The 11,884-nt window shown below is 65.9% G+C and carries 11 protein-coding genes and 1 pseudogene; 1 reads left to right on the top strand and 11 read right to left on the bottom strand.

Going from position 1 to position 11,884, the window contains the following annotated elements; translation table 11 throughout:
• Positions 1-80: 80 nt before the first annotated feature.
• From lexA to V7N12_RS10735, 7 genes are all read right to left on the bottom strand, one after another.
• Positions 81-767, bottom strand: coding sequence for a transcriptional repressor LexA (gene lexA / locus V7N12_RS10765; RefSeq protein ID WP_333714542.1), 687 nt, complete (start codon positions 765-767; stop codon positions 81-83).
• Positions 768-890: 123 nt separating this feature from the next.
• Positions 891-2,063 (bottom strand): molybdopterin molybdotransferase MoeA, encoded by a 1,173-nt coding sequence (locus tag V7N12_RS10760; RefSeq protein WP_333714541.1) that lies wholly within the window; start codon positions 2,061-2,063, stop codon positions 891-893.
• Positions 2,060-2,539 (bottom strand): cyclic pyranopterin monophosphate synthase MoaC, encoded by a 480-nt coding sequence (gene moaC / locus V7N12_RS10755; protein ID WP_333714540.1) that lies wholly within the window; start codon positions 2,537-2,539, stop codon positions 2,060-2,062. Before moaC ends, V7N12_RS10760 begins: the two co-directional genes overlap by 4 nt.
• Positions 2,539-3,345, bottom strand: a complete 807-nt coding sequence (gene trpC, locus V7N12_RS10750) for an indole-3-glycerol phosphate synthase TrpC (protein ID WP_333714539.1) — start codon at positions 3,343-3,345, stop codon at positions 2,539-2,541. The genes moaC and trpC overlap by 1 nt, the downstream gene beginning before the upstream one ends.
• Positions 3,342-3,983, bottom strand: a complete 642-nt coding sequence (locus tag V7N12_RS10745) for a uracil-DNA glycosylase (protein ID WP_333714538.1) — start codon at positions 3,981-3,983, stop codon at positions 3,342-3,344. The genes trpC and V7N12_RS10745 overlap by 4 nt, the downstream gene beginning before the upstream one ends.
• Positions 3,983-4,999, bottom strand: a complete 1,017-nt coding sequence (gene trpD / locus V7N12_RS10740) for an anthranilate phosphoribosyltransferase (RefSeq protein WP_333714537.1) — start codon at positions 4,997-4,999, stop codon at positions 3,983-3,985. The genes V7N12_RS10745 and trpD overlap by 1 nt, the downstream gene beginning before the upstream one ends.
• The gene (locus tag V7N12_RS10735) at positions 4,996-5,577 is read right to left on the bottom strand and encodes an anthranilate synthase component II (protein ID WP_333714536.1); all 582 of its coding nucleotides are present in this window, start codon (positions 5,575-5,577) and stop codon (positions 4,996-4,998) included. The genes trpD and V7N12_RS10735 overlap by 4 nt, the downstream gene beginning before the upstream one ends.
• A gap of 123 nt (positions 5,578-5,700) precedes the next feature.
• Here V7N12_RS10735 and V7N12_RS10730 point away from each other — a divergent pair, with 123 nt between their 5' ends.
• Positions 5,701-7,053 (top strand): divergent polysaccharide deacetylase family protein, encoded by a 1,353-nt coding sequence (locus V7N12_RS10730; protein ID WP_333714535.1) that lies wholly within the window; start codon positions 5,701-5,703, stop codon positions 7,051-7,053.
• 6 nt (positions 7,054-7,059) lie between these two features.
• Here the strand turns inward: V7N12_RS10730 and trpE are convergent, their stop codons facing one another.
• From trpE to V7N12_RS10710, 4 genes and pseudogenes are all read right to left on the bottom strand, one after another.
• Positions 7,060-8,568: an anthranilate synthase component I gene (gene trpE, locus V7N12_RS10725; RefSeq protein ID WP_333714534.1), complete on the bottom strand. Its 1,509-nt coding sequence runs from the start codon at positions 8,566-8,568 to the stop codon at positions 7,060-7,062.
• A 10-nt stretch (positions 8,569-8,578) separates the two neighbouring features.
• The gene (locus V7N12_RS10720) at positions 8,579-10,417 is read right to left on the bottom strand and encodes a peptidylprolyl isomerase (RefSeq protein WP_333714533.1); all 1,839 of its coding nucleotides are present in this window, start codon (positions 10,415-10,417) and stop codon (positions 8,579-8,581) included.
• Between the two features lie 63 nt (positions 10,418-10,480).
• Positions 10,481-11,656, bottom strand: a complete 1,176-nt coding sequence (locus tag V7N12_RS10715; protein ID WP_333714532.1) for an aminotransferase — start codon at positions 11,654-11,656, stop codon at positions 10,481-10,483.
• A 135-nt stretch (positions 11,657-11,791) separates the two neighbouring features.
• Positions 11,792-11,884: pseudogene (locus V7N12_RS10710) on the bottom strand (xanthine phosphoribosyltransferase); the annotation flags it as partial.

Below are 11,884 nucleotides of genomic sequence, written 5' to 3'. Positions count from 1 at the left end.
ACCACGGCCCGCGATGCAGCGGGTGCGCGCCGTTGGAACACCGCCTTCGGTGCGCCCATGCCGTCATTCGTGCTGGACCCTCAGTAGGTGCGGATCAACCCGACCAGCCGCCCCTGCACCTTGACCTGATCATCGCGGAAGACGCGTGTTTCATAGGCGGGGTTCGCCGCCTCGAGCGCGATGGCGTTGCCCTTGCGGCGGAACCGCTTGAGCGTGGCTTCATGCCCTTCGACCAGCGCCACGACGATATCGCCGTTTTCGGCCACGGATGTTTCGCGGATCACCACGACATCGCCGTCATTGATCCCTGCTTCGATCATCGAGTCGCCCTTGACCTCGAGCGCGTAATGTTCGCCCGCACCCAGCATCGACTGCGGGACCGAGACATTGCGGGTGGCCTCGCTGATCGCCTCGATCGGGACACCGGCGGCGATGCGGCCCATCAGCGGCAATTCGGTGGCACCGCTTTCGACCGCCATGGCCTTGCGCGGAATGCTGTCCGGCTTGTCGCCGTCGATCACACGCGGGGTGAAGCCGGTGGTCGTCTGCATCGCATCGGGCAGTTTCACGATTTCCAGCGCCCGGGCGCGGTGGGCAAGGCGGCGGATGAAGCCGCGTTCTTCCAGTGCCGTGATCAGCCGGTGGATGCCCGATTTCGAGCGCAGGTCCAACGCCTCTTTCATTTCGTCGAAACTGGGGGGGACGCCGTCGCGCTGGACGCGCTTGTGGATGAATTCCAGCAGATCGAGTTGTTTCTTGGTCAACATGGCACTGCTCCCGCATGCGTTTTGCTTATGTTCTATGCATGTTCCTGTTTTGTGTCAACCCTGACGTCAGTCCGTTGCGCGAAGGCCGGAGCCTCCGGCGGGAGTGTCATGGGAGAAAGAAGATCACAGCCTGATGATCTCGACCGTTTCCCCCATGACGCGTGCAGGGTCATGGGGCGGGCGGATTGCAAGGCAGTTGGCATCGGACAGCACCGAGAGGAGCGAGCTATCCTGTCTTGGAAAGATCGTCACGCCCTCGGTGCCGATGTGGGCGCGCATGTAGTGTTCGCGCGGGCCGTTGGCGGCGATGTCATGCGCCAGAATGGCGGATTGGCGCGGCGCGGGGGCGGCCCCCAGTCCCAGCATCTTGCGCAGCATGGGGGCCAGAAAGACATGCCCGCAAACCATGGCCGAGACCGGATTGCCGGGCAGGCCCACCATGGCCGCAGCGCCCAAGCGTCCCGCGATCAGCGGTTTGCCGGGGCGCATCGCCACCTTGTAGAACGACCGGGCGAGCCCCTGATCCTGTGCGACCGCGCCGACCAGATCGTGATCGCCGACCGAGGCCCCGCCGATGGTGACGATCAGGTCCGCACCCTTTGCCAGATCGAAGGCCAGCTTCAGGGATGCGGCGGTGTCGCGCGCAATGGGCAAGAGGCGCGCCTCGGCGCCGAGGTCCTCGACCAGTGCGGCGAGACCGTAGCTGTTCGAGGCGATGATCTGGTCCGGCCCCGGTGTCTCGCCGGGTTGGACCAGTTCGTCACCGGTCGCGATCAGGGCTACGACCGGTTTGCGGGTGACGGGCACTGCGGCGATGTTCATCGCCGCCAGCAGCGCGATGTCGCTGGGCGTCAGGCGGCGCGGGGCGGCCAGCAGGTCGCCTTGCTTGAAATCGCCACCGGCAGGGCGGACGTGGGCTGTGTCATTGGCGCTGTCGTCCAGCGTGATCCGGTCGCCCGCGCGCGTGACGTTTTCCTGAATGATCACGTGGTCGGTGCCATCGGGCAGGGGCGCGCCGGTGAAAATGCGCACCGCTTGGCCCTTGCCGACCTGTCCGGTGAACCCGTGTCCGGCAGCGGCCTCGCCGATGACGGTGAATTGCGCGCCTGCCGCGATCTCTGCGCTGTTGACCGCGTAGCCATCCATGGCAGAGGCCGCGAAGGGCGGTTGCGTGCGCTGCGCGGTTTGCGGGGTTGCAAGGACCCGTCCGTTGGCCTGGCGCAGGGCGACGGTTTCCGCCTCCAGCGGGGTGGCCAGCGCAAAGAGATGGTCCAGCGCCTCTGCGACCGATATCATGGGGCCGCGAACCGGCCGGACTTGCCGCCGTCCTTGAAGGTCAGGCGGATGCCGCCGATTTCCATGTCCTTCTGCACCGCCTTGACCATGTCGTAGACGGTCAGGGCGGCGGTGCTGACGGCTGTCAGCGCCTCCATCTCCACACCGGTCTGGCCGCCGGTCTTGACCGTGGCGGTGATGCGGATGCCGGGCAGGGCAGGGTCGGGCGTCAGGTCCAGCGCGACCTTGGTGATCGGCAGCGGATGACACAGCGGGATCAGATCGGCGGTCCTCTTGGCCCCGGTGATCCCCGCGATCCGCGCGATCCCCAGCACATCGCCCTTCTTGGCGCGGCCTTCGGTGATCAGGGCTAGCGTCTCGGCCGTCATCTTGACCCAGCCTTCCGCAATCGCCGTGCGCGCCGTCACCGGCTTGTCCGAGACATCGACCATATGGGCCTGTCCCTGATCGTCGAAATGGGTCAGCTTGCCCGCCATCAGGCCACCTTGGCCACGGGATTGGCCAGCAGCGCCCGCGTGGCCGCCGCTACATCATCCTGTCGCATCAGGCTTTCACCGATCAAGAAGCTGCGCGCGCCGTAGCCCGCCATGTCCGCCAGTTCGGCGGGCGAGAAGAGGCCGCTTTCGCAGACGATCTGCCGGTCTGCGGGCACCCGCTGCGCCAGGCTTCGCGTGGTGTCCAGCGTCACCGCGAAAGTCTTGAGGTTGCGGTTGTTGATCCCCATCAGCGGCGATTTCAGCTTGCAGGCGCGGTCGAGCTCTGCGGCGTCATGCACCTCGAGCAGCACATCCATGCCCCAGGCAAAGGCGGCCTCTTCCAGTTCCTGCGCCTGCGCATCGCTGACGCTTGCCAGAATGATCAGGATGCAATCGGCATGCAGCGCGCGGGCCTCGGCCACCTGATAGGTGTCATACATGAAATCCTTGCGCAGGGCGGGCAGGCTGGTCGCCGCGCGCGCGGCCGTCAGATAGCCGTCATCGCCCTGAAAGGACGGCGCATCGGTCAGGACCGAAAGGCAGGTCGCACCGCCTGCCTCATAGGCCCTCGCCAAGGCGGGCGGGTCGAAATCGGCGCGGATCAGACCCTTGGAGGGGCTGGCCTTCTTGATTTCGGCGATCAGGCCGTAACCGGTCTGCGACGCCTCGGCCAGTCTTGCTGCGAAACCACGCGGTGCGGGGGCGTCCTTGGCGCGGGCTTCGACCGTTGACAGGGGCACGGCGGCTTTGCGGGCGGCGACCTCTTCCAGCTTGTAGGTTTTGATCTTTTCCAGAATGTCGCTCATGGATCCGCCCATTTGATTGGTTCCCCGCCTTGTTCAATAAGCCAGCGGTTCACCCGCGAAAAGGGGCGAGTGCCGAAAAAGCCGCGATGCGCCGAAAGCGGTGAAGGATGCGGGGCTGTCAGGATCAGGTGATGCGGCCCGAGGGCGTCCGCATGGGCCTGCGCCGGACCGCCCCAGAGGATGAAGGCGCGGGGGCGGTCGTCGAGGCGGGCGAGCACCTGCCGCACAAGCCTGTCCCACCCCAATCGCGCGTGCGCCCTGGGTTTGCCGGGTGTGACCGTCAGCGCGGTATTCAGCAGCAAAACCCCCTGATCCGCCCAATCGTCCAGCGCGGTCTTGCGGCGTGGCCTGCCCAGATCGCTTTCGATTTCCTTGAAGATATTGCCAAGGCTATCAAGCCGCCCGCCAAAGCCATCGGGGATCGAGAAGGCCAGCCCATCCGCCTTGCCCGGGCTGTGGTAGGGGTCTTGCCCGAGGATCACCACGCGGGTCGCTTCCGGTTGCGTGCGGACAAGCGCCGCGAAGGTCCGGTCAGGCGGGGGCAGCACCGCGCCGTCGATCCTGCCCGCGATGCGGGGCAGGTCTTCGGCAAAGAAGGGCAGGCCGGCCCAGGCGCCCAGCCCTGCCAGATCGAACATCACGCCGCTTGCGTGATCCGCGCCAGCGTTTCCAGCGCGGTCTTCGCCTTGCCGCTGTCGATGCTCTCGGCGGCCAGCCCGACCCCTTCCTTCAGGTCGGCGGTCTTGTCGGCGACAACAAGTGCGGCGGCGGCGTTCAGCAGCACCGCATCGCGGTAGGCGCCTGCATCACCCTCAAGCAAGGCCATCAGGGCCTGTGCGTTTTCCTCGGGCGTGCCGCCGATGATGTCCCGGAACCGGTGTTCGGGCAGGCCCGCATCCTCGGGGTGGATGGTTTTCGAGGTGATCTTGCCGTTCTCCAGCGCGGCGACGGCGGTCGTCCCGCAGATCGTGATCTCGTCGGTGCCGTCGCTGCCGTGGACAAGCCAGGCTTTCTCGCTGCCCAGTTGTTGCAGGGTTTCGGCCATCGGAAAGATCAGGTCGGGGGCGAAGGCGCCGGTCAACTGACGCTTGACGCCTGCGGGATTAGTCAACGGACCTAATATGTTGAAGATCGTTTTTGATCCAAGTTCGACACGGATCGGGCCCACATGTTTCATCGCGGGGTGATGCAGCGGGGCCATCATGAAACCGATCCCCGCCTCGGCCAGCGCCCGTTCGACAACCTCGGGGCCGACCATGACGTTGATGCCAAGCGCGCTTTGCACATCCGCCGTGCCGGATTTCGACGAGAGGTTCCGGTTGCCGTGTTTGGCCACGGGCACACCCGCACCCGCGACCACAAAGGCAGTCGCGGTCGAGATATTCAGCGTGTGCTTACCGTCACCGCCGGTGCCGACGATGTCGATCGCGCCCTCGGGTGCTTTGACGGGCACGCAATGGGCGCGCATGACGGCGGCGGCGGCGGCATACTCGGACACCGATTCCCCCCGCGCCCGCAGCGCCATCAGGAAACCGCCGATCTGGGCCGGGGTCGCGGCCCCTTCGAATAGGTAATTGAACGCCTCTTCCGCCTGCGCGCGCGACAGCGGGCCTTCGGACGCCGCATAGATCAGGGGCTTCATCGCGTCGCTCATGCGGGCACCTTCGTCATGTTCAGGAAATTCTCCAGCAGCTTGTGGCCATGTTCCGACCGGATGCTTTCGGGATGGAATTGCACCCCGTGGATCGGAAGCGTCTTGTGCTGCAAGCCCATGATTGTCCCGTCCGCCAGCGCAGCCGTCACCGCAAGGCAATCCGGCAGGCTTTCGCGTTCGACCACCAAGGAATGATAGCGCGTCGCCGCGAAGGGGTCGGGCAGTCCGGCAAAGACGCCCTGACCCTTGTGATGCATGGTGCCCATCTTGCCGTGCACGATCTCGTGGCAGCGCACGACCTTGCCGCCGAAAGCCTCGCCGATGGCCTGATGACCAAGGCAGACGCCCATCAACGGCAGGCCCGTCTCGGCGGCGGCATGGACCAGCGCCAGACAGATGCCCGCCTGCGCCGGATCGCAAGGCCCGGGCGAGAGCATGATCGCCTGCGGCCGCATCGCCATCGCCGCCTGCACATCCAGCGCGTCATTGCGCCGGACCACCACCTTTGCCCCCAATTCGCCCAGATAATGGACGAGGTTGTAGGTGAAGCTGTCGTAGTTATCGATCAGAAGCAGCATCGCAACTTCCCGCGCAAGGTGAATTAGGGGCTACCAACCCCGGCAGAGGGACAGGTATAGTCGGGTTCATACATGGGCCGGGACGCCGGGGGGCGTCAAGCCGTTAGACAGGGGCATGAAGGCATGCGGGGCTATATCGAAGGGGCACTCTGGGGGCTGATCCTCGGCGGCATCACCGCCAGCGGGGCATCCTATCATGCCGCGACCACGGTAAAGCCGCCCGCCGAAACCGCCGCCGCTGCGGTCGCACCTGCCGCGTCGGCGATGCCCGCCCCCCCGACACCGGCGGCGGCTGAGGTCGCGTCTGAACCGCCACGTGTCACGACCGAGGTGGCAGGCAGCATCACCGCTTTCGCCAAAGCCTCGTTTCCGCGCATGCCGCAAGAGCAGCGCGCGCCCCTTGTCGATCGCTGGATCCCCGTGCTGACCAATCGCGCGCGCCAGCCCGGGCTGCCGCTGATTGACGCCGCACCGGCCCCGCAAGCGGCGCCCGAGGTCGCGATTGTGGCCCCCGATCCCGCCCCGGCACCGGCTGTCGAAACCGTCTCGCTGCAACAGCGACCGGCACCTGCGCCCGCGCCAGCACCCCTTGCGGTGCAGGCGCAGGAGGATCAGCCCTCTGCCATGCCTGTCCCGCCCGCGCCTTCGATCATCACGACACCCGAAGCGGGCGAAGACGCACCCGCCCCACGGACCGAAGACCCCGGCACGGGCGTCGTGATCAACCGCCTCGGGGTGCAGCCATCGGCACCGGTCGGCGAACCGGCCGAGATCATCGCGCCGGACATACCCGACCCCGATGCGCCGGATCTGGATCGCTATTCTGCGGCTTTCGAGAACCCCGACGATCTTCCGATGCTGGCCATCGTGCTGATCGAAGGTGGCACCATCGCTGATCCCGCCGCCGCCATCGCCGGTCTGGGCTTTGCCCCGACCGTGGTCGTCAACGCCCTTGCCCCCGATGCGGCGGACCAGTTGCAGGCCTACCGTGCTGCCGGGGCCGAGGTCGCGATGGAACTTGCGTTGCCGGTCGGCGCGCTGCCATCCGACGTCGAGGTGGCTTTCGAGGCGGCTCTTGGTCTGCTGCCCGAGGCGGCAATGCTCTATTCCTCAGGCGGAGACGTGGTGCAGGGGGACCGGCAGGTCACAGCGCAGGTGATCGAGGTTCTGTCGGCCCGCGGCATGGGCTTTGTCGCGCAGGAACAGGGTTTTGGCGGCGCGGTGCGCAGTGCCGATCAGGCCGGTGTGCCAGCGGTGGCCGTCGCGCGCGATCTGGACGGGAACGGCGAATCCGCCGCCGCCATCGCCCGCGCGCTGGATCAGGCCGCCTTCCGCGCCCGCCAGTCCGGCGATGTGGTGCTGCGCGCGCGTCTTGACGACGCAACACTTGCGGCCTTGCGCGACTGGGCGGCCGCGAACACCGGGTCCGGCACCATCATGGGCCCCGTCTCGGGCATCCTGCGCAGCGGTGACTAGTCGCGCCTAGTTGGTATTGCCGCGAAACATGGCCGCATCGGCCGCCGCCTTGCGGATGGCGTTCGATTTGTGGACGGTTTCCTGATACTCGGCCTCGGGGTCGCTGTCGTAGACGACACCGCCGCCCGCCTGAATGTAGAGCTTTTCGTCCTTCAGCACGGCGGTGCGCAGCGCGATGCACATATCCATATCGCCATTTGCGCTGAAATAGCCGCAACCACCGCCATAGACGCCACGCTTTTCCGGCTCCAGTTCGTCGATGATCTCCATCGCGCGGACCTTGGGCGCACCGGACACGGTGCCCGCAGGCATGCCCGCGAAAAAGGCGCTGAGCGCGTCCTGATCGTCGGCCAGTTCCCCCACCACGTTCGAGACGATGTGCATGACGTGGGAATAGCGTTCGACGATGAATTGCTCGGTCGGGCGGACGGTGCCGATCTTGCTGACCTTGCCGGTATCGTTGCGGCCCAGATCCAGCAGCATCAGATGCTCGGCCAGTTCCTTCTGGTCGGCCATCAGGTCCAGTTCATTGGCCTTGTCCTCGGCGGGGGTGGCGCCCCTTGGCCGCGTACCCGCGATGGGGCGGATCGTGACCTCTTTGCCGAAGACGCGCACAAGGATTTCGGGGCTGGCCCCGATCACCTGAAAATCGCCGAAGTTGAAAAAGAACATGAAGGGCGAGGGGTTGGTGCGCCGCAACGAGCGGTAAAGCGCGAAGGGCGGCTCGCGGAAGTCCTGCGTCCAGCGTTGGGCGGGGACGACCTGAAAGATATCGCCCGCGCGGATGTAGTCCTTGGCCTTTTCGACCGCGGCCAGATAGGCCGCATGGCTGAAATTCGACACCGGCGGGGCGACGGGGGCGGGCTCGGCCAGTCCACGGCTTTCGCTGGGCATCGGGCGTTCCAGCGCGCGTTGCGCATCCATGACGCGCTCGGCGGCTTGTGCGTAGGCGGCCCGGGCCGAGAGGCCGGAATTGGCATAGGCGGGGGCGACAAGGATCACATCGCCCTTCACCCCGTCCAACACGGCCACGACCGATGGCCGCATCATCACCGCGTCGGGCAGGCCGATGGGGTCGGGGTTCACATCGGGCAGATGCTCGACCAGCCGGATCATGTCATAGCCGAGATAGCCGAACAGCCCCGCTGAGGCGGCGGGCAGACCGGCGGGCAGGTCGATGCGCGATTCGGCCAAGAGGCCACGCAGGGCCGTCAGCGGATCGTCGGCGCAGGTCTCGAAAGCGGCATCATCAAACCGCGCCTTGCGGTTGAGACGGCTTTGCGTGCCGCGACATTCCCAGATCAGATCGGGGTTCATGCCGATGATGGAATAGCGCCCGCGCACCTCGCCCCCGGTGACGCTTTCCAGCATGAAGGCGTTCCTGCCCGCGCCCGAAAGTTTCAGCATCAGCGAGACAGGCGTGTCCAGATCGGCGGCGATGCGCGCATAGACCACCTGACTGGCGCCGCTGTCGAACCCTTTGGCGAATGTCTCGTAGTCGGGCAAAAGCGCCATAGGGATCGCCTTACTGGAACTGCGCGTTGATCGCGTTGATCGTCTGCTGGTTGATGTCGATGCGGGTCTGGACCTGCAAGGTCGAGGCGTAGGCATCGAAGATGTCCTGCGCGATGCCCGCCGCTGCCGTATCCGACAGCGCGTCGCGTTGCGCGATCACCGAGGGATCGTTCAGGTCGGGGGCCGAGATATCGTCGAGGCGCAGGATGATCGCGCGGTCGTCCGCCGCAAGCACGCGGACATCGCCGACCGCCATGTCGAAGAGCGTGTCGTTGAAATCCGGCGGGGTGCCTTCGATGAAGGTGCGGCGGGTCACGCCTTCTTCGATGGTGGCGGTCAGGCCCAGCGTGTCGAAATTCGTCAGCGGCAGGACCTGTCCGGCCAGTTCCTCGGCCTGCGCCATCACCGCATCGCGCGTGTTCCGGGCGACCACAGCCGCCGCCAGTTCCTCGCGCACCGCGTCGATGGGGCGCAGGGTCGGAGGGGTGATGCTGTCGAGTGTCAGCGCGAAGATCCCGCCATCGGACAGATCCAGAAGCGTGGGAAACGCGCCGATTTCCGCGTTTGCGGCAGCGGCGCGAAAATCGTCATAGGCGGCGATGCCCTCGACGATATCCGCGTTCCACGAGATCGTGCCCAGTTCCATATCGGTGCGCGAAGCCAGATCGGCCATGGTCGCACCACCGGCCAGCAGGTCGATGATCGCATCGCTGCTGTCGTTGATGAATGTCCGCGCCGCATCGGCGGCCAGTTCGTCGCGCAGTTCCTCGCGCGCCTCGTCCAGTGTCGTTTCCTGTGATGTCAGGACCGCATTCATGCGGAAGAGCGCAGGGCCGAAGGCGGTTCTGATCGGGCCGACGACCTCGCCCGGGGCGGCGGCGAAGACAGCCTCGCCCGCGGCCCCAAGTTCATCCTGCGCCAGATCGCCCATGTCGACATCTGCAAGGGAAAGACCGCGTTCGGCCACCAGTTCTTCAAAGCTGACCTCGCCTGCGGCAAGGCGGGCGGCAGCCTCTTCGGCGCGGTCCTGTGCGATATAGACAAGTCGCTCGACCAGACGCCGCTCGGGCAGGACGAATTCGGCGATGCGGTCCTGATAAAGCTGGGCGATGGCCGCTTCGGGCACATCAAGCTGATCCTGAATCATGCCCGGTGTCAGCCATGCATAGGTGATCTCGCGCGTCTCGGGGGCGGTGAAGGTCTGGGGGTTGGCGTCGTAATAGGCCTGCTGGTCGGCCTCGGTGGCACCTGGGACGGGGGCGGTCAGATCACCTGCATCGACAACGGCCCAAGTGATCGCGCGGTTCTCGGAGGTATATTGAACAAGCGTATCGGCAAAGGCCATCTGGTTCGGCACACCGCTGACGACCGCACCTTGCAACAGGGTGCGGGCGGTTTCCTCGCGCAGGTCATTCTCGAATTCGACCGCCGTCTGGCCGGACTGTTGCAGGGCAAGGCGATAGGTCTCGCGGTTGAAGCCGCCCGCGCCCTGAAACTGCGGAATGGCGCGCAGGCGTTCGAGCACGTTTTCATCGCCCACGGAAATGCCCAGATTGCTGGCCTCGTTGTCCAGTGTGCGCAGCAGGATCACCTGACCAAGCGCCATCTGGTCGATGCCGAAGGCCTGTGCCTGCTGAAAGGTGATCTGCTGGCCGAACTGCGCGGACACCGCGCGGATCTGGTCGTTCAGCACCCGCTGGTAGGTCTGCACCGAGACATCCTTGTCCCCCACGGTCCCGATGGTGCGGACCGTGCCGCTGAGCCCGCCGGCGCCGAAGCCCGCAAGCCCCAGAAGGATCACCCCGACGATGATCCACGCGCCCAACCGAGGTTTCTTCTTGTCCGCCATAAGATCGCTGCTCCGCCTGAGGTTTGCGCATGAATAAGGGCGAGGGCGCAGGGGTGCAAGGGTTCAGAGGGTAAGGGCGGCAAGCCTGTCGAAAAGGGTGGCAATCCCTGCGCGGTCGATATTGGCGAAAGCGATGCGAAGCTGGCTGTCGCCGCCCCCGTGATCATCGGGCATGAACATCGTGCCCGGCAACAGCAGGACGCCCGCCTCCTTGACCAGACGCGGCGCAAGATCGGCGGATGACATGGCGTAAGGGTGCCGGACATAGGCGAAATAGGCCCCGCAGCCCAAAAGTTGCCAGCCCTTCGCGGCCAGCTTGGGGAAATGGTCGGCAATCGCCGCGCGCCGGTCGAGGATCTCGGCCCGTTCACCGGCCAGCCACTGATCGAGGTTCTGCATCCCCCAAAGTGCCGCGCGCTGGCCCAGTTGGTTGGGGCAGATGGTGACGGTATCGAGGAACTTTTCGATCTCGGCCAGACGGCCTTGCGAGGCGACAACGGCCCCCACGCGATGGCCGGTCAGCCGGTAGGCCTTGGAAAAGGAATAAAGCTGGATCAGCGTCGCGTCCCAGTCGGGATCGGTGAAAAGGTCATGCGGCGCACCGGTGCGGCTGTCGAAGTCGCGGTAGGTCTCATCCACGATCAGCGCAAGATCATGCGCGCGGGCAAGCGCCATGAAGGCGCGCAGCGTTGCGGCGGGGTATTCCACACCGCAAGGATTGTTCGGGCTGACAAGGGCGATGGCGCGGGTGCGGTCGGTGATCAGCGCCGCCGCTTGCCCCGCATCGGGGATCATGCCGTCACCGACCGTCAGCGGCACGGCTTTGACCCCCGACATATCCAGCCACATGCGGTGGTTGAAATAATAGGGAACCGGCAGGATCACCTCGTCCCCTTCGGTGCAGAGTGCCGCAATCGCGGCCGCGAAGGCCTGATTGCAACCCGAGGTGATTGCGACCTGTTCGGCTGCCACAGCGCCGCCATAGCTGGCCGTCCAGCGTTTTGCCACTTCGGCCCGCAAGGCGGGCAGGCCAAGCACCGGACCATAGAGATGCGCCTCGGGGTCCTGCATCACGATCTCGGCCATGGCTGCGCGCAGGGGCAGGGGGGGCGGATCGACGGGGGCCGCCTGACTGACGTTCAAAAGCGGGCGGTCAGCGGGGAAATCCACACCGTCCAGCCAGCGGCGGGCCGCCATCACGGGTGGGGCAAAGGTGCTGGTGGTGCGGGTTGTGGGCATGGGAGACCTGATCTGGCGCCGGGTGGTTTCTGCAAGGGCAGGTGCCTCCGGCGGGGAGTGAGTGGCGTCTGGCAAACGATCCAGTGGATCGTTTGAGCCACGAACGGGCGGAGCCCTAGGGCCACAGAACAGGCATCAGTCCGTCCCGCGATAGGGCTCGACATATTGCAGCGCCATGTCCCAGGGAAAGAAGATCCATGTGTCCTGGCTGACCTCGGTGATGAAGGT

It is taken from the genome of Yoonia sp. (assembly GCF_036770585.1).
Lineage (GTDB): Bacteria > Pseudomonadota > Alphaproteobacteria > Rhodobacterales > Rhodobacteraceae > Yoonia.
Note: the sequence above shows the minus strand (reverse complement) of the source record. Positions and strands in the feature narration are given on the sequence as shown.